This is a genomic window from Kineothrix sp. IPX-CK (assembly GCF_039134705.1).
Lineage (GTDB): Bacteria > Bacillota > Clostridia > Lachnospirales > Lachnospiraceae > Kineothrix > Kineothrix sedimenti.
In genome coordinates this window covers 1425286-1443819 of the sequence record NZ_CP146256.1, presented here as the reverse complement: position 1 = coordinate 1443819, position 18534 = coordinate 1425286, and the positions used below count along the sequence as shown (strand labels likewise).

Genomic DNA, 18534 nt, shown 5'->3' with positions numbered 1-18534 from the left:
ATTATAATTGTTGTTACTATTCAGACCTGCACCAGCATCACATCGGATACATAGGGATTTCCCTTGATACATTCCAAGGCTTCCTCCGGTATCCTTTCGTCCGATTCCACCACCGTATAAGCCGCCGCACCCTTCTCTTCCCGGAACAATCTCATGAAAGCAATGTTTACGCCCCGGTCACTCAGGCTCTTAGTAATATGCGCCGCCACGCCCTGTTTGTCGCTCTGGCTCACGATGAGAGTGCTGTATTCTCCAGTGAATTCCACATCCACCCGGTTTAACCGGACAATTTTTACTTTTCCTCCGCCAAGGGATACTCCCCGTACGAACAGCTTCCTTCCATCATCTCCTGTTATGTGCATATCCGCCGTATTAGGATGTACGTCGTCGTCTTCGGAGATGGAGAAGGAATATCCGATCCCCGCCTCCTTCGCCAGCTCAAAGGAATCCCTGATTCTTAAATCGTCGGTTTCATATCCTAAGATTCCTCCCAGAAGAGCCCTGTCGGTTCCATGTCCCCTATAGGTTCTTGCAAAGGATCCATATAGAGTAAAATCTACCTCTTTTATCGTCCCCGGAAACATTTTCCGCGCCAAAAGCGCCATGGATACCGCGCCTGCCGTATGGGAACTGGAAGGCCCCACCATGTTCGGTCCGATTACCTCAAATACGCTGATTCCCGTCATATCTTTTCCTCTTCTTCCGACTATTTTTCCCCATTTCTAATCGCCTCCAGGAAGCGTTCACCATATTTTCTATATTTAAACTCTCCCACACCGGATACTGTCAGCATTTCTTCCTCTGTCCGGGGCCTGACCACGCACATATGACTGAGCGTCTTGTCCGAAAATACGATATACGGCGGCACCTTTTCCTCTCTGGCAATTTCCGAGCGGAGCGCACGCAGCCCTTCGAACAGCGTCTCCTCTCTTCCGGTAAGTTCTCCTCCGGAAAATGCTCCCTTTCCGCTTCCTTTGCTTTTTGATACCTTTGCCGGATGTTCCTCTTCCTTTGGCATCTTCATAACAACGATATCGTCTCCGGCAAGTACTGCGTTTCCTTTCTCCGTCAGCTTCACGATGGCATATTCATCGCTCGTCGCCTTCAAGTATTCACTTAAAAACAGATAATTCAACACCTGCCGCAGCTTAAATACCGGCACCTTCGCCAGCTCGCCGTAATAGGGGTTGTGATTCATCCCATATCCGCGTATCTTCGCCGTATTCGCCCCATGCACTGCATCTATAATGACTCCGCTTCCATATCTTTGTCCGCATGTCTTCACACATCCGATCAGTACCTTCGCGATATCGGTCACTTCCGTTTTCTCGAACTTGCTCAGGCAATTGGAACAATTACCGCAATAGTTCTCTTTATATTCCCCAAAATAGCGTAAAATATAATCTCTCAGACACTCGTTGGTAAAACAGTAATAGGTTATCTTTCTAAGCCTCTCCCTATCCCGCTCCATCACCACTTCACGGGCCGCCTCATCCAGCGCCTCATTGTCTTGATTGTGATCGATAAAAAACTGGTTAGTCACCACGTCCTGTCCTCCATAAAGCAGGATACACTCCGCCGCATCTCCGTCTCTTCCCGCTCTTCCGGCTTCCTGATAATAGCTTTCCATATTTTTAGGCATATTATAATGAATTACATAGCGGACGTCGGACTTATCGATTCCCATTCCAAAGGCGTTAGTAGCTACCATGATTTCCTTTCTTCCGTAGATGAATTCTTCCTGCCCGGTCCTTCTTTCCCTATCCGAAAGTCCCGCATGATATTTCGCTACGGAAAATCCGTCGCCGCAAAGCCTTTCGAAGACCTCCTCTACCGTTTTCCTCGTGAGGCAATATATAATGCCGCTTTGCGCAGGATGGAGCTCCAAATAGTTCTTCATGGACGCATATTTATCCTTCGGAGACTGTACCGCGAAATAGAGATTGGGGCGGTCGAAGCCCGTAGTTACTATCACGGGATTTTGAAGCGCCAGAAGATAAACGATATCCTCCCGCACCTCCTTAGTCGCCGTAGCGGTAAAAGCGCTGACTACCGGGCGGGATGGCAATTTACTTATAAATTCCACTATTTTCAAATAACCGGGCCTGAAATCCTGCCCCCATTGTGACACGCAATGAGCCTCATCCACCACGACCATTGAAATCTGCACATTCAGGGCAAAATCCAAAAAGCTTTCCGTCACCAGGCGTTCAGGGGCTACATAGATAATCTGATACCTGCCGTTTTTGGCGTATTCCAACGCTTTAAAATATTGCCCCGAAGTCAGTGAGCTGTTTAAGAATGCCGCGTGGACTCCTGCCTGATTCAACCCCTCCACCTGATCCTTCATCAGCGAAATTAACGGCGACACAACCAGTGTAATTCCTTCCATGATAAGCGCGGGCACTTGAAAGCATATGGATTTCCCCGCCCCCGTAGGCATCACTCCAAAGGTATCCTTTCCCTCCAGGATGCTGCCCACCAGCTCCTTCTGACCTTCTCTGAATGTATCATATCCGAAATATTGCTTTAAAATTTTTTCTGCTGTTTCCATGTAGTTCCTCTGCTTTAATCTGTCTTGTTTTACTCGCTTTTCATTTCTTGCTTATTTCTAATATCGGAAGTATTTTGCTGCAAGTACCCTGCGATATCTCTGTTAAGGGATTTGCTCTTTATCGTTATAAACAGCTCTTCCACCGCCGCCAGACTCGAAATGCCGCATAGTATGATCGCCGTCGTTTCCATTCCTGCCAAACGATATAACACCGGAAATGCAAACAGTAAAAAACCCGCCGCCTTATTTAATACCGTATGTAAAGAGGCTGCCGTATGATATTTCGCAAAACCGATCGAGAGACTGACCAAACGCAAAAGAGCTATCGCGCCAATCCATACAGCTATCCATAATTTCCACGGGAGAAAGGGAATAAAGATAATAAGCATAACCGAAAGAAAAATGAAATCGGCTACACTGTCAAGCATAGCTCCCGCCGCAGTCGTATTCCCCGTTTTTCTTGCAATAAAACCATCCAGCATATCGCTCAGCCCGCACAAAAAATAAAGAGTAAAAAAATAAACAGTCAGTGGTTCTAAAAAGCATAAGCAAATAGTTCCCACAATCCTGAAAATCGTCATTGCATTTGCTAAATTCTTAATGTATATCACCTATCTCTCATTATAATTATTGTTCATTTTCCACTCAGCTTTCAGTAATCCGTACCACGCCGCATCACATATCCCCTGATTGTTTCTATCGGACTGACGTAATGTCCCTTCATATATGAGTCCGCATTTCTCCATGACCTTACCTGAATAAGGATTCCGCGGGTCGTGTCTGGAATCAATACGGTTTACCTCTACTACCTCGAATAAATATTGGATTACCGCCCCAAAAGCTTCCGACATAATCCCCCGGTTCCAGTAAGCCTTTCCTATGCAATAGCCTATATGTACTGATTCCGCCCTCTCATTTACGTTAACTGCACCGATACTTCCTATGACCTGACCGATTTCCTTACATTCAATCCCCCAGCTATAAAAATCAGACTCTTTGTCATATTGATCCACATTGGATTGTATAAAATTTCTTGTCATCTGAATATTTTCATGAGTCGGCCACGTAAGGAATTTCGTAACCTCGCCATCGTTTGTCCAGTTATGGTACGCATCTTCCGCATCGCTTAGTTCCAGTCTTCGGAGAATAAGTCTCTTTGTTTCTAATCTTACCGTTCCCGAATGCTTCATATCTGCTTCCTCCCAACCTCTTCACTGCTTTTTGAACAAATGAGAATCACTCCCTGCGCTCCTCATAAATTCACTCCTCTTATTCCAATTTCTAACACTCTATACTTTTCATGCTCTTTCTAGTATATCACTCAAGACACATGGTTGAACATCACAAATATTAATAAATTCTTCCCTAATCTTCCGACCTCTCTATGTACATTCCCTATGATGCCATAGCCAAATAAAGATAAATGTAGTAAAGTATATATAAAGCAGCAATACATTGCAATTCATATCATTTACAAAAACAATAATTCAGAAGCGGTGAAAAGGTTGAGATAAAAGAGCTTTCGACTATTGATTTGAGTACGCGCAGAAACGCGCAGATGGGGATAAAAATGAAAGAAATCGTGATTTTTACAATGGGTACCAGAGGAGATGTCCAACCGTATATTTATCTTGCGAAAGCCCTGTTACAAGAAGGGTTTAAACCTGTTATCGGCACCCATCCCTGCTGGAGAGACCTCGTATCGGAAACCGGTCTTGAATTCGTTCCCATAGGCCCCGATATCGACATCGAATATGAGGCGGCAGTAATCAGGGGAAAGACCAAAAGTCCTATACTCAGCATGTTAAAAACGATGCAGTTTGTCTTTCGCATTATCCAGAATTCTTCAAGTGATATTTATGACGCCTGCAAGGGAAAAGATCTCGCGATAATTTCTCACAGCCATATGGGGGCGGCTGAGACTGAAGCCTTAAATATAAAAACCATAGACGTTACCTTGCAGACGGAAATGCTTCCCAGGGAAAATACAGATCCGACGTTAAAAGACAAGGTGCTCGGCGCCCTCATCAATCCTCAGGTGGTCAAACCCTACAACAAAATCAGAAAGCTATATGACCTGCCTCCCATCAAATCCATGGACCAAATGATGTCAAAGGAACTCAATCTGATACCCATCAGCCGTTATATAGCGGAGCCAAACCCCAATTGGGCAAAAAGGAATGCTGTCGTCGGCTATTGGTTCGCTCCCGAGGATAATTATCAGCCTCCTGAGGAATTAAAATCCTTTTTAAACGAAGGGAGCAAACCGGTCATACTCGCGCTGGGGGCAATGTCCTTCGAAAGCAGGCAGGAGAAAGAAAAACTTGACATCTTTGTCAAGGCCTTCGAGCAAACAGGAATACGCGCTATTATACAAGGCTTTAACAAAACACTTACCGATTATCAGCTACCCGAATCGATGATCCGAGTCGGTTCTATCCCCCATAGCTGGCTGTTCAAGCAAGGCTGCTGTGTAATACACCACTGTGGCTTCGGTACGTCGGCCTCTTCTATGATTTATGGCATTCCTTCGATCCCTGTTCCTCACGTACTGGATCAATTCGCATTTGCTGAGCATATATACCGCCTGAAGGCAGGAGTAAGGCCGATAAAAGCAAAGGAACTCAGCACAAATAGATTAATAGAGGCTATCGATGAATTAAATGCAGATTATGCACAAATATACCAAAATGTCACGGATTTATCCAAGAAAATGCAGGCTGAGAACGGATTAGAAAAGTCGGTGCAGCTCATACGAAATATTGTTTGAACTTGTCATTACTGTCTCCATGGACGGCACTTCTGCGTCCATCCCTGATTTACCCAAAAGTCCCTATCCGTGGGATTCCATGCCGAATCGGGGGAGGATTGCATCTTTCTGAAAATTCCAAACATAATTCTTCCCCGCAGGCCTGGCCGGGGACGCTCTGCTCTTCTCCTTACCGCTTTCGCGATCCTTTCTGCCTTCTTTGTGATCAGCTTCATTCTCTGGGGCTTGATCGCTTCTCCCGGCGCTGTATAGCAGGCGAGCCCTAATGTATACACCTTCGGTACACACATCCACCTGAGCTGTCTCGCCATTGACCTTACCGTGCCCCTTGGCGGCGCTCCTGCGGAAGACGATACTACAATGCCTACTTTGGTAAACATAGACCCGTGAGGTCTATGTGATGCCCAACGGTAAGCCAGATGGTCCATGAGATTTTTCATGGAACCGCTCATTTCCATCACATAGTTCGGACTGTCCAGCAGAATGATATCCGCCCACTCCACAGCCAGAGCAATTGGCTGTACTTTATCGGCAGAAGGACAGAAGGATTCCCCCTTCAGGAAACAATTGAAACACCCGCAGCAAAAATCCGGCCCGTCTTTCGGGAGAAAAAATTCCCGTATCTCATCCTTGTCCGTAATAAGAAAGTTAAGTACCGTCTGCGTCATCGTATAGGTCACACCCTTATGCCCTTGACCATGAATCACCGTTATCTTCATCGCTTATCCTCCTTCTTCCCGTAAAGCCTTCTAAACTGTCTGATATGCTGCACCAGCATCTCCATCACTTCGGATTCTCTCTCCGGATGGCAGTCGCATAAAACCAAAAGCAAATACATCGGCGCATAGAAATGCAGTGCCATCACATTCGAATTCTCCGGAATAAATACTCCCGCCTGTATCAGCAGGCTAAAAAGCATTCCCTGATAGGAAAGCGGTTCATCCACATATTGTTTAACAAAAAGAGCCCCCAGTTCTTTATTATGAAACTGCTCCACTGTGAGCATCCTCCGGAAAAGCCCGGCATATTCATCGTGCAAGAAATAGGAAAATAATCCTTTTCCCATTTCGATCAGCCGTTCCTCGTCAATGCCGATATATAATTCCATATCCCTATCGGGCTTCACTCCATTCATTTGCATGGAAGCCGCCTGCATTTCATAGCGGGAACTCATTTCCTCCAAAATAGCATCAAAAATATCATGCTTACTCTTATAGTGCTTATAAAGCGACGGCGCTTTAATACCTACTGCCTCCGCAATCTGCGCCACACTGACCGCTTCGTATCCCTTTCTGGCAAATAGCTTGAGTGCCTCACTCATAATCTTTCTTTTGGTTGACTGTTCTTCCACCGCTCAACCTCCTTTAGGCTAATATGTGTTAGCCTAATTATAGGTTAACGCCTATTCGCTGTCAAGAGACTCATTATTCTTACAATGTAATTCTTTAATTATTGCATATATAACCGCACTATAGATACTCCCCTTTTTATAAACGCTATCTTGAAGTACCCCTTCTTCCGCAAATCCCGCCTTCTCCAACACTTTGCATGAAGCTACATTATGCAGAAAGGGTCTGGCGTATACTCTGTGGATATTGAAGTCAGAAAATAAAGTGCTTACGAAGCCCGCAATTACCCCTGTCATAATCCCTTTCCCCCGTTCCTCTTTCCTAATCCAATATGCTATTTCAGCATTCTTACAATACATGCCAGTTTCAAAAAAGGCAGCTATGCATCCGCACACTCTTCCATTAACCAGGATTGCCCTGTAGCATGCCTTTTTACCATCACTTTCTACAAAAGATGCCACCGCCTGCCTGCATTCTTCCTCCGTATGAGGAAAATCATCGCTCATATTATCATATAGATCTTTATCCTTGGAACACTGAAAGAAATCCTCATAATATTCCTCTTTCCATCTTACCAGTTCCACTTCCATAATCTCCCCCTTTCACCATTATCCCTTCGACATAATGCTCTTCCTCAAATCAACCTCCATAATGTAAATCTGGCAGGGATTGCTCTCATCCCAAAGTGACGGAAAACACTCCAATTCCTTAAATCCCAGGCCCTCATAAAAGGTGTTTGTCCTGTCATAAGACTCATAACAGCCCTTTTGTACTGTCTTTACCTGCAAAAAGGAATACGCCTTCATCCCCGCATAAGAATACAGCTCCCCAAACAGTCGCTTCCCTATCCCTCTCCCTTGAAATCCTTCCAGCACTCCCATAACATAAATCTCAGCCGTATGCCGGCTAGTCTCCTTCATAGCAATAAACCCAACTGCCTCTCCGTCCGTGAATTCCGCCCAAAAGGGCATGCTCCTGACACCCTTCACATATTCACAGACACTCTCCGGCACTCCGAACCACTCCGGCAGGCTCTTCAGTACAAAATCCGCAATTCTCCCCTTTTCTTCTTCCTTCTGTATGAACTTAACCATCCCATTCCTCCCTGTACCTATCCAAAATCTCGGCTGCCATCCCCACCAATTCTACACAAGGCCGCTTCTTATAATATTCTGCCGTCCGTACTTCCGGAACCGGCTTATCCTTCCCTGCCCCCAATCCAAGCAGCTCCCGGCATACGATAGAATGGTTTTTTTCCTCAAATTCTTTCGCCAGAAGCTGTATTCTTTCATAATGCTCCGTCTTCGATTTCTGGTCCTTAGGGTCTGCATATCCATATAGCATTCCTGCCGCCATGAACATCCCCGTCACAGCTCCGCATACCTCCCTCAGTCTTCCCATACCTCCGCCAAAAGAAGAACTGATTCTAAGCACCGCCTCTTTATCCATATCATAACAATCACTGAATGCCAGAAATACCGACTGCGAACAATTATAACCTTCTTTAAAATATTCTATCGCTAACTGCGAATGTGTTTTTATACTCTCTTGTTCTCTTACGCTCATTTTTCTTCATTCCTATTAGATTTACCGCTTTTAATTTCACAAAACCCCCGCCCCGGCGTTCAACTTATGCGCCGGTTCGGAGGTTTACATAAAATATCAGCTATTTAGAAATCAACTTCTTTACCGTAGTAAATACATGTAAAGAGCTTCTCCATGGTCGCCGGATCGATTGCTCTCGGATTCGAACCCGTACATGCGTCACCTACCGCATTTTCTGAAATCGCTGCAATTTTTTCCTTGAATTCCTCTTCTGCGATGCCGAACTCTTTCAGGGTATTCGGTATCTGCATCTGATTGTTAAGCTCTACGATTCTTTCGCACAAGCCCTTAATCGCTTCATCCTGCGTTCCTTCTATTCCGATAGAAGCCGCAATTTCGCCGTAGCGCTTCGCCGCCTCTTCATTTTTCGCATTATATTTAATAACATACGGAAGATACATCGCATTTGCTAATCCGTGAGTAATATGTCCGGTGGAAAAAGCTGCTCCCGTCTTGTGAGCCATGGAATGTACTATGCCTAAGAGGGCGTTCGAGAATGCCATCCCCGCAAGACACTGTCCGTAATGCATGAGTTCCTTGGAATTTCTATCTCCGGCATAGCTCTTCGTCAAATCGCTGTCCACAATCTGGATAGCCTTGATAGCAAGGGGGTCCGTAAACGGAGTATGAAGGGTAGAAACATATGCTTCGATCGCATGTGTCAGAGCATCCATTCCCGTATAAGCTATCAAGCTCTGGGGCATCGTCTCCGCCAAAACGGGGTCAACGATAGCGATATCGGGTGTTATATTAAAATCAGCAAGAGGATATTTGATTCCCTTCGCATAGTCTGTGATAACGGAAAATGCAGTTACTTCCGTAGCCGTCCCGGAAGTGGAAGGAATCGCTATGAATTTTGCTTTCGTTCTCAAAGCAGGAAAACTAAAAGGAGTGATCAAATCTTCGAAAGTCGTCTCGGGATATTCATAAAACGCCCACATCGCCTTAGCTGCATCGATGGGTGAACCTCCGCCCATGGAAACGATCCAGTCCGGTTCGAACTCTCTCATCGCCGCCGCACCCTTCATAACCGTTTCTACAGAAGGATCCGGCTCAACGCCTTCAAACAGAAGGGTTTCAATCCCTGCTTCCTTTAAATAACCGACAGCTTTATCTAAAAACCCAAAACTCTTCATGGAGCTTCCGCCTACAACTACGATAGCCTTTTTTCCCTTTAAGGTCTTCAAAACCTCCAATGAATCTCTTCCGTAATAGATATCTCTCGGTAAAGTAAATCTGTTCATTTGCTATTCCTCCTTAACTAAATTTGATAAATACTTGTTTGTTGTTATCAGATGATTCAAGTATATCAAATTCAAGAAAAATAACAAGTCCTAATGCCTCCAAAAAACCCTTCTATAGAAGAAGTTCTGCCTGTCTGTAGGCCTCCTGTGCCTGTTCTTTCTCCTGAAGCATTTCATGGCAGCGTCCGATATAGTTAAGAGCCAGAAAGCTTCCTGCTCCGGCCAGGATCAAATATCTTACATCATCTTCTCCAAGGATAAGGCAGTGCCTGAAGGTGCTCTTCGCTTCCTTATAATCTCCGAGCGCGAACTGCGCCATGCCCTTATAATAATAAAGGTCGACATAATCCGGATAAAGCTCGATTGCCTTTTCTATACTCTGTGATACGGTTTCATAATCTTCCGCTGCAAGCAGAATATCGTATTTCAGCTTATACACAATTGCAGGGGGCAGGATCTCTTCTTTAAGAAAACACAGAATCGATAAATTGACAAGTCCATAAGCCTCCGCATAAGCCTTTGTATGATAATATTCCACAGCGAGATGATATTGGACCCACGCATTTTCCGGCTGCTCTTCCCTTTCCTTAAGAAGCAGTTTCATATTCCTATCGTTCTTATGCTCTATTTCTTCATCCATATACCCGTAATGAAAAATCTTGATATCATCATATTCCTCTTCCGAAATCCTATCGACTATGTTATCCCCAATAAGCCTCTCATGTACTTTTCCCGAAAAATGCATCCCTGTATTGTTTCGGAACAAACGGCACGCGCTGTTCCTGTAAGCCCGGCTCTTATCCGCCGGCTGTTCACCGTAATAGTGCAGCATTTTGATTGATATGAGGTCTTTTTTCTCATCACGAAGCCGCTTCTTAAATGTTTTTTTATCTCTGATCTGTAGTTCCTCATCGGCATCCAGCCACATAATCCAATCGCTGGAAGCCTTTTCCACTGCAAAATTGCGGGCTGCAGCAAAATCATCCTCCCACGCGAAATCATAAAGCTTTGTTTTGTATTTTTTACAAACAGTCTTCGTCCCGTCTTCGGAGCCGGTATCCACCACGATGATTTCATCCACCAGCTTCGCAGCACTTTTTAGGCATCTTTCGATATTTTTCTCCTCATTTCGTACTATCATGCATAAACTTATGGTAGACATTTCTTATTCCTTCTTCCATGTATTCTGTTAATCATTTTATGCATCATTTCGAAGGATTGTGACTTTTGACCTTTTGGGAGAGGGTTTTTATGTCACAAAATGACAATTAACTACATAAAATATAATATGCAGGAACCATCATATACTCACGTGGAGAGAAATAAATGATAACCATAAGTCTTTGTATGATTGTAAAAAATGAAGAAAAAGTATTGGAAAGATGCTTAAACTCAGTAAAAGACCTCGTCGACGAAATTATTATCGCCGACACAGGCTCCACTGACCGCACAAAAGAAATCGCCGGACGTTTTACAAAGAATATCTACGATTTTCCGTGGATTGACGACTTTTCTGCCGCGCGGAATTTCGCATACGACAAAGCGACAAAGGAGTATATTCTTTGGCTGGATGCCGATGATATCATACTCCCCGAAGATGCCGTTAAATTTAGAAAACTAAAAAAAACACTGTCCAGCGATATCGACATCGTCATGATGCTGTATAATATAGGCTTCGACGCTCAGGGCAAGGTCACCTTTTCCTACTATAGGGAAAGGCTTTCCAAAAATATCCCCCGCTTCAGATGGAGCGAACCCGTTCACGAATGCCTGCAGCTTGGCGGAAATATCATAAACTCCGATATTGGCATCACACATGCCAAGCCGCCCGGCGCAAGAAGCTCCAGAAACCTTGAAATATACGAAAACCTTTTGTCTAAGGGAACCAAGCTCTCTCCCCGAGGAACATACTATTATGCCAGAGAATTAAAAGACAACGGCCGTTTCGAAGATGCTATCGACGCCTTTGAACAATTTCTGGACTCGGGACTGGGTTGGGTAGAGGACAATATTGCAGCATGCGGAGAATTGGCAAAATGCTACCGGGAGCAGGGCGACAGCAAGCGAGCCTTCCGTGCCATGCTGCGGAGCTTTCAATACGACACGCCACGCGGAGAATTGTGTTGTCAAATCGGATATCATTTTAAAGAGCAGAAGGAATACAGGAAAGCCGCCTTTTGGTTCAATCTGGTTCTCACACTGGAGAATCCGCAGAGTTCATGGGGCTTTCATCAAGCGGATTTCTGGGGGTATATTCCCTGCATCGAATGTGTCGTATGTTACGACCACTTAGGCGAACATGAGAAAGCGGAACGCTATAATGACATGGCGGCCGCCTTTAAACCAGATTCACCTTCAGTTCTTTATAATAAGGAATATTTTAAAAATAGAAAAAAAACAGATACTTCTTCACTATCAGAAGGGAGGATATAAAATGTCACAACCAACATTTCCGGAAATCAGTCCTGAAATAACTCGCGATAGCGCTTTGAATATGATTCTTGCTTCCATCGCTATGGAGGAACTCGGCCTCAGCCATATCATCAATGCAGAGGGCGAAAAGCTCCAATATGTCTTGGGAACCTTACCGAATCAAGCAGATGGCAGGCCCATCGACCCTGTCAGCGTAGAACATCTTCTAGCCATAAATGAAAGCATTAAATGCCTCTTAGACAGCATTATGCAGAATCAAATCTTTCTGAAAGATAAATTGGAAAAGGTACTCAATTCATGCAAAGGTCCTTGCGGCCCTACGGGTGCTACCGGACCTACCGGCGCTACCGGTGCTACCGGGCCTACCGGCGCTACCGGTGCTACCGGGCCTACCGGCGCTCCTGGCGGGTCAACCGGTGCTACCGGGCCTACCGGACCTACCGGACCTACGGGCGCTACCGGCGCTACTGGTGCTACCGGTGCTACCGGCGCTACCGGCGCCACGGGCGCTACCGGATCATCCGGGGCTCTCGCAGTAGCAGCCTTCGAGGCGGAGGCTGGAACTTGGTGGAATAGAAATTGCCCGCTGCAACTTACAAATTTTATTAAGAACCGCGACATTGTTCTTTCCAGAGATGGAACGAGCATTTTACTCAAGGATAGCGGCAATTACCTCATAAGCTTCACCATCAACGTAATCGTAAACAATCGTTGCAACGGAACTATTGGCATCGCACTACGATCCACTTCCTGCAAGGATACGGAAACTATATTTACGTGCTGTACTCCTATCACCCGCATCGGTTCACCCATTACAGTGTCCACAGGAACTATTATCGTACCGGTAGACCGTTATGAAGATACGCGAATATCGCTCGAACTGCTCTCACCTAACTGCGTTCAGGTAGACAGCTGCTTTGTCAGCGTAGTAAGAGCATGATCTTAATATTTTAGCTGTTAAAAACTGCGGCCCTGCCAATTATAAAAAGGCAGAGCCGCTTTTTAGTGAAACTGCCTTTTGATGAATCTGGCAGAAGGTTCTCCGTTTGAATAGATTAAAAGGTCTGCTGCGTATTTGAAACGCGCAGCCCTCGAAAGATGTATTTTGACAATGATCCAGAGATTAGAACGCGGCGGGAATCATAAACGGTGTAATTAGGAGCGGGAAATCTTGTAATCCCGGTAAATTCAATGGGAAGTCCTGCCGAGGTATAAAAACTAATACCGTCCTGCAAATGAAAATGCAGATGTGGCTCTGAAGTGTTCCCTGAATTACCGCAATAAGCAACGCACTGTCCGCGCTTTACGGTATCACCCGGTTTTACGCAAACACTTCCGGGCTGCAAATGGGCCAGAAGTCCATATTCCTTATCGGCGTGACGAATGAGGATATAGTTGCCCCTTATATCTCTCGCGGAACAATCGGCCTGACCATATCCCAATAGAAGACTGTCGGGATATTTGTTCCGAATCTCGACCACCTCTCCATCTGCCGGAGATAAAACTTCTTTGCCGTAGCAATAATAGTCCGTAAGCTTTGTATATTCACCGGAAAAACTATGCCCCGCTTCATCAAGTATGACAAAATCATAAGCATATCTTTGGGCTTGAATTCCCCATGAATGGGAATGCTTTTTGTCAATGCCGCCGTTGACTGCTGTCCATGCTCCTCCAAAAGGCAAAGAATATCCCACTTTACATTGATAATTTTCTGCATTGGGCATATGAAAGCGGTACTTGAAAGGAGCCGCCAGCATTCCCCATATCTGTTTCAGCGATTGCAGAAATACAGGAAAATTATAAAAAATGCCGACAAATCCAAAGAGCCAGAACAACCATAGGAAATTTAGCAGTCTATTATCCCAAAACAGACTTAACAAGCCTAAAAGCCCTAAATATTTGATTTTCTCACAAAATCTGATCAACCGTTTCAATTATTCTCCTCCTCACTAAAGAAAAATAATTCCTCAACCGTACAGGAGAATACCCTGGCAATATCCATAGCAAGCTTCAATGATGGATTGTACCGGCCTTTTTCCAGGTTAATGATCGTTTCCCTGCGCACCCCTGTCAGGGCTGCCAGTTCATCCTGTGTCAAGTTCTGCTTTGCCCTATATTCACGCATTTTTGTCTTCAATGCCATATTTAATCCTCCCATTGCTCTTTCATTTCAAGAACTAAAAGTGCGATGGTGAAACAAAATACGGAGACGACATAGCAGGATGCCAACACCATATTGCTTGATAAAAATGGCGGAAACAAAAGATAGACGGCAATAGAAAGACCCGTAGCCCAAACACCTGAAAAGAAGCCAATACTTGCCGCTTTTCTAACATTGTGCCTAAACATCTCATCCGGTGTCACAAAAAAGTACCGTAAGTAATAGGCAAAGCCGAAAAAACCAAGAAGCGGTCTATGAACAGTAAATCCCAGAAATCCTAAAAGCGCAAGGATTGATAAAAACCCCAATTTATTGAATTTCACAAGACACCTCCTATAGTGGTATATTTATAACATTATGTTACAAATATACCACTATATTAATTATATGTCAACGGATCCTGATATTACTTACAATCTAAAATGCATGCCAACCCCTCCATTTAAAAATGGCTGCCCGGAATTGGCATGCTGCTATTTCAGTTTTTCATACTAATTGCTTTTTCTGCTTTTAACACAAGATTTTCTGCTGTCAATCCATACTTTTCCATTAACTCATCCGCCTTTCCGGAATGTCCGAACACGTCCTCCACCCCATGACGGATTACCGGTACCGGATACTCCGAGGTCACAGCTTCTGCTACTGCCGCCCCCAGGCCCCCTACAATATTATGTTCTTCCGAAGTAACGACAGCCCTCGTCTTTCTGGCCGCCATCATGACAATTTCTTTATCGAATGGTTTTATGGTATGCATATTGATTACCATAGCATGGATTCCCTTATCCTCCAGAATTCTTGCAGCCGTTAATGCTATCTGGACCATTTGTCCGGTTGCAATAATGGAAACATCTCCACCGTCCTTTAATACAACACCTTTTCCCAATTCAAATTTATAATCAGAAATATGTCCGGTAATATTTTCAACACCGGAACGGCCAAGTCTCAGGTAGCATGGACCGTCAAAATTAAGCATTGCTTTAACAGCTTCTTCTGTTTCGTTCGCATCGCAAGGGCAGATAACTGTCATACCGGGAATAGTCCTCATTAAGCTCAAGTCTTCGATACATTGATGAGTCGCCCCGTCCTCTCCTACAGATAATCCGGCATGTGTTCCGATGACCTTAACATTCAGTCCGGGATAGCATACAGAATTACGGATCTGATCGTATCCTCTTCCGGCGGCAAACATTGCAAACGTGTGACAAACAGCCGTTTTACCCGTCGCGGCAACTCCCGCGGACATTCCTATCATATTGGCTTCTGCTATACCTGCATTAAAAAACCTGTCCGGATATTTTTCCGCAAAGTAGCAGGACATTGTGCAAATGGTCAGATCCGCATCGAACACTACTATATCCTCTCTGTCTCCGCACTTACATAAAGCACGTCCATACGCTTCTCTGGTAGCAATAATTTCACTCATAGCTTTGCCTCCCACTCTGCAATATGCTTATTTAATTCTTCGAACGCCCTGCCGTACTGTTCTGCATCCGGCGTCTTTCCATGCCAGCCCGGATTATTCTCCATGAAAGAAACTCCCCGGCCCTTTACCGTCTTCGCAATAATAACTGAAGGCATATTTTTGCATTGCTTTGCCGCATCAATTACATTTGCCAGTTGTTCCGGGTCATGACCGTCGGCCTTAAGTACATTCCACTTAAAGGCCTTTAATTTTTCATCAATAGGATAAGGAGACATCACTTCCTCAATAGTACCGTCAATTTGCAGGTTATTATTATCTATGATGGCAATCAGATGATCCAGCTTATAATTTCCGGCAGCCATAAAGGCCTCCCAAATCTGCCCCTCCTGCAATTCACCATCTCCAATAACTGTATAGACGTAATAATCCTTATGATAAACCTTACCAGAAACCGCCATTCCTACCGCGGCCGAGAATCCTTGCCCCAGGGAGCCGGCCGACATATCCACTCCGGGAATTTTAGTCATCTCGACATGTCCGGATAAATTGCTGTTAATACTTCTGAAGTTCTTCAGCTCACTTTCCGGAAAGAAGCCTTTTAGTGCCAGAGCTGCATACATTGCCGGCGTACAATGTCCTTTAGAAAGCACAAAACGGTCACGATCAGGATCTTTAGGATTTTGGGGATCAACCCTCATTTTATCGAAATAAAGAACTGCTAAAATATCCGCCAGGGAAAACGATCCTCCTATATGTCCGGAACCGGCTGCCTGCACAGCTTCTAATCCCTTTTCACGGATTTTCATACCAAGCCATAATAATTGTCTTTTTCTTCCTTCTTCCAATTCACATTTTCCTCAATTCTATTCTAATCTTTTATAATTATCATAAACCTATATGTAAGTCCTTCATTATATTGTAGACATATTGCACTGCCTGTTTATTTGCTTACTTCAAGGCCGCATCATATTCCTCCTGCGTAAGTGCACCCTGCTCCATATAATATTCAATGTATTTATCCACATTTTCCTGTGTAATTAAAATAGTTTCAATCGTTTCTTCTATAACCTCTTCTTCACCGGTCAACAGTTTATGTGCAGCATCCAGATTCTTTTGCGCCAATTCTGTCGTATCCTGCATTACGGTTGCCGTTTGGGTTCCCAGTTTGATTCTTAAAAGAGCATCTGGATTAGCATCAACTGCATAATACTGCGTTTCCGAAAAGGTAGGATCATCTTTTACCACTTCATAGCAGGCCTTAGCGAGGTCATCTCCTATCGTAAGACAAACGTCGATCTTACCGTAAGCCTGCACCCAGTCTTCCATTGTTTCCATAAAGGTTGCCGAATCGGCTTTCGTACAGATCTTCTGAGCCAGAATTTCGCAATCCGTTCTTTCTGCGACAAAGATATCATTGTATGCCTGTAAGCGGCTTTCCGTATGCAAATTACCGGGGTTACATGACATGATCACTACCCTTGCATTTTCAGGAGCATTTTCAACTGCCAGATTTGCAATTACTTTTCCTTGTTCATAAGGGTCTGCATCAATCCATGATGCGCCTTCAATATCACGTATTCCAGCGTTAGTAGTGATTACCTTTACCCCTGCTTCCACTGCGGATTTTACATAGGGAGTCTGGGAATCGCTGTCATTGGGCTGAACAATAATGCAGTCATAGCCGGCGGCAACGGCCTGCTCAATGATTTGGTTCTCCTTATCGCTGTCGGCCTGTGCATCCTGAATATCAAAATCAAATTCATCCGCATAGGTATCATCTGCATACTGCTGAAAAGCGGTTGCTAAACGCGCAGCAAAAGTATCTGCTCTATTTCTGCACACAAACAGTACTTTATATTTTCCTTCATCTTTTGCAGCTTCCTCCGTTCCTCCCCCTGCCGAGCTGGGGACGGCACCACACCCCGCCATTGTCAGCATCATACTCATAACAATTGTCACTACCGTTAGTTTTTTTAATACCTTTCTCATAATTTCCCTTCCTTTCTGAATCAGCTTTTAGTAAATGTTTTTTTATTTTTAAAGTAGATATCCCAAATAACAGCTCCCCCAATTATTATTCCCCTTACCACTTGCTGGAGATATGAATCAATTCCTATCAGATTCATAATGTTATTCAAAAAACCTACTATAAAAGCTCCTATTACAGTCCCCACCGCGGATCCGACCCCACCGGAAAAACTGGTTCCGCCTACAATCGTCGCTATCATGGCATCGAATTCATAGCTTTGTGCTCCATTTGGCATAGCACTGTTTACGCGTGAAAGATATATTGTTGCTGCTACACCGGTTAAAATGCCGTTTAGCGTATAAGTTTTTAATTTAACCGCCTTTACATTGATGCCGGAACCGTTTGCCGCCGCTTCATTGCCGCCGACTGCATAAATAGAACGCCCTAATTTTGTTTGCTTTGTTATGTAAACGGTAATAAGAAACAGAATAAGCATTATATAAATACTATTGGGAATTCCAAAGGTACTTCCTTGCCCTACCGCCGCAAGATCCGGTCCGACTCCCGACATATTCTGGCCCTTTGTAATATATAGTGCCAGTCCCCTTGAAATCAATTGCATTGCCAGAGTTGCTATAAAGGGAGGCGTATTAAAATTTGTCACCATTAATCCGCTGACTAAGTTGCAGACAACAGCTACCGTTATCGCGGCTGCAAATGCAATAAAAACATTCGGCAGTCTTATATAAACAATAAGAGATACAACACTTGCCAAAGCCAGATTGGAGCCTGCCGCGAGATCGAGACAGCCGGCAGAGATAAGAAGCATTGCGCCTAATGCCAATAAAATATAAACGGACTGCTGCTTAACAACATTCAGTAAATTGGGTACTGTCAGAAAATTTTCGTTCGCAAAGCTGCATACTGTAATCATTATAATTAAAATAAGAAATAGACTGTATTTGGAAATATACTTTGAAATATCCCATACATTTTTTTCTTTACTCATCTGAAACCTCCTTGCCT

General features: G+C 44.4%; 21 protein-coding genes. 3 read left to right on the top strand and 18 right to left on the bottom strand.

Annotated features, from left to right (window positions below):
- Positions 1–20: 20 nt before the first annotated feature.
- The 4 genes from sdaAB to V6984_RS06815 are packed head-to-tail and all read right to left on the bottom strand — an operon-like array spanning position 21 to position 3744.
- Complete coding sequence (sdaAB, locus tag V6984_RS06830; RefSeq protein ID WP_342759031.1) at positions 21–686, bottom strand: L-serine ammonia-lyase, iron-sulfur-dependent subunit beta; 666 nt, start codon at positions 684–686, stop codon at positions 21–23.
- 20 nt (positions 687–706) lie between these two features.
- Positions 707–2554 carry a DNA helicase RecQ gene (recQ, locus tag V6984_RS06825; protein ID WP_342759030.1) on the bottom strand — a complete coding sequence of 616 codons (1848 nt, stop codon included), beginning with the start codon at positions 2552–2554 and terminating at the stop codon, positions 707–709.
- 29 nt (positions 2555–2583) lie between these two features.
- A complete protein-coding gene (locus V6984_RS06820; protein WP_342759029.1) occupies positions 2584–3117 on the bottom strand; it encodes a CDP-alcohol phosphatidyltransferase family protein in 534 nt (177 codons plus the stop codon).
- Between the two features lie 48 nt (positions 3118–3165).
- Entirely contained in the window at positions 3166–3744 is a 579-nt protein-coding gene (locus tag V6984_RS06815) for a GNAT family protein (RefSeq protein WP_342759028.1), read from the bottom strand.
- 404 nt (positions 3745–4148) lie between these two features.
- Here V6984_RS06815 and V6984_RS06810 point away from each other — a divergent pair, with 404 nt between their 5' ends.
- Positions 4149–5324, top strand: coding sequence for a glycosyltransferase (locus tag V6984_RS06810; RefSeq protein WP_342759026.1), 1176 nt, complete (start codon positions 4149–4151; stop codon positions 5322–5324).
- 8 nt (positions 5325–5332) lie between these two features.
- On the opposite strand, the gene V6984_RS06805 is transcribed toward V6984_RS06810, so the two are convergent.
- The 7 genes from V6984_RS06805 to V6984_RS06775 all read right to left on the bottom strand — a co-directional run bounded on the left by V6984_RS06805 (position 5333) and on the right by V6984_RS06775 (position 10663).
- Positions 5333–6043 carry an NAD(P)H-dependent oxidoreductase gene (locus V6984_RS06805; protein ID WP_342759025.1) on the bottom strand — a complete coding sequence of 237 codons (711 nt, stop codon included), beginning with the start codon at positions 6041–6043 and terminating at the stop codon, positions 5333–5335.
- Entirely contained in the window at positions 6040–6675 is a 636-nt protein-coding gene (locus V6984_RS06800) for a TetR/AcrR family transcriptional regulator (protein ID WP_342759024.1), read from the bottom strand. The genes V6984_RS06805 and V6984_RS06800 overlap by 4 nt, the downstream gene beginning before the upstream one ends.
- Positions 6676–6726: 51 nt before the next feature.
- Positions 6727–7263 (bottom strand): GNAT family protein, encoded by a 537-nt coding sequence (locus tag V6984_RS06795; RefSeq protein ID WP_342759023.1) that lies wholly within the window; start codon positions 7261–7263, stop codon positions 6727–6729.
- An 18-nt stretch (positions 7264–7281) separates the two neighbouring features.
- Positions 7282–7767 carry a GNAT family N-acetyltransferase gene (locus V6984_RS06790; RefSeq protein WP_342759022.1) on the bottom strand — a complete coding sequence of 162 codons (486 nt, stop codon included), beginning with the start codon at positions 7765–7767 and terminating at the stop codon, positions 7282–7284.
- Entirely contained in the window at positions 7760–8239 is a 480-nt protein-coding gene (locus V6984_RS06785; protein ID WP_342759020.1) for a C-GCAxxG-C-C family protein, read from the bottom strand. The genes V6984_RS06790 and V6984_RS06785 overlap by 8 nt, the downstream gene beginning before the upstream one ends.
- Before the next feature lie 104 nt (positions 8240–8343).
- On the bottom strand, positions 8344–9522 hold the full coding sequence (locus V6984_RS06780) for an iron-containing alcohol dehydrogenase (protein WP_342759019.1): 1179 nt from the start codon (positions 9520–9522) through the stop codon (positions 8344–8346).
- A 112-nt stretch (positions 9523–9634) separates the two neighbouring features.
- Positions 9635–10663 (bottom strand): glycosyltransferase, encoded by a 1029-nt coding sequence (locus V6984_RS06775; protein ID WP_342759018.1) that lies wholly within the window; start codon positions 10661–10663, stop codon positions 9635–9637.
- Positions 10664–10848: 185 nt separating this feature from the next.
- On the opposite strand from V6984_RS06775, the gene V6984_RS06770 reads away from it, so the two are divergent.
- Together V6984_RS06770 and V6984_RS06765 are read left to right on the top strand one after the other, a co-directional pair.
- Entirely contained in the window at positions 10849–11955 is a 1107-nt protein-coding gene (locus V6984_RS06770; protein WP_342759017.1) for a glycosyltransferase, read from the top strand.
- Position 11956: 1 nt separating this feature from the next.
- Positions 11957–12895: a collagen-like protein gene (locus V6984_RS06765; protein WP_342759016.1), complete on the top strand. Its 939-nt coding sequence runs from the start codon at positions 11957–11959 to the stop codon at positions 12893–12895.
- Between the two features lie 115 nt (positions 12896–13010).
- Here the strand turns inward: V6984_RS06765 and V6984_RS06760 are convergent, their stop codons facing one another.
- The 7 genes from V6984_RS06760 to V6984_RS06730 form a co-directional block, all read right to left on the bottom strand.
- Entirely contained in the window at positions 13011–13889 is an 879-nt protein-coding gene (locus V6984_RS06760) for a M23 family metallopeptidase (protein WP_342759015.1), read from the bottom strand.
- Entirely contained in the window at positions 13886–14098 is a 213-nt protein-coding gene (locus V6984_RS06755) for a helix-turn-helix transcriptional regulator (RefSeq protein ID WP_342759014.1), read from the bottom strand. Before V6984_RS06755 ends, V6984_RS06760 begins: the two co-directional genes overlap by 4 nt.
- Positions 14099–14100: 2 nt before the next feature.
- A complete protein-coding gene (locus V6984_RS06750; protein ID WP_342759013.1) occupies positions 14101–14439 on the bottom strand; it encodes a DUF3796 domain-containing protein in 339 nt (112 codons plus the stop codon).
- A gap of 155 nt (positions 14440–14594) precedes the next feature.
- Complete coding sequence (locus V6984_RS06745) at positions 14595–15539, bottom strand: transketolase family protein (protein ID WP_342759012.1); 945 nt, start codon at positions 15537–15539, stop codon at positions 14595–14597.
- Positions 15536–16345 (bottom strand): transketolase, encoded by an 810-nt coding sequence (locus V6984_RS06740; RefSeq protein WP_342759011.1) that lies wholly within the window; start codon positions 16343–16345, stop codon positions 15536–15538. The genes V6984_RS06745 and V6984_RS06740 overlap by 4 nt, the downstream gene beginning before the upstream one ends.
- A 142-nt stretch (positions 16346–16487) precedes the next feature.
- Positions 16488–17528, bottom strand: coding sequence for a sugar ABC transporter substrate-binding protein (locus V6984_RS06735; RefSeq protein ID WP_342759010.1), 1041 nt, complete (start codon positions 17526–17528; stop codon positions 16488–16490).
- 20 nt (positions 17529–17548) lie between these two features.
- Positions 17549–18517 (bottom strand): ABC transporter permease, encoded by a 969-nt coding sequence (locus V6984_RS06730; RefSeq protein ID WP_342759009.1) that lies wholly within the window; start codon positions 18515–18517, stop codon positions 17549–17551.
- Between the last annotated feature and the right edge of the window lie 17 nt (positions 18518–18534).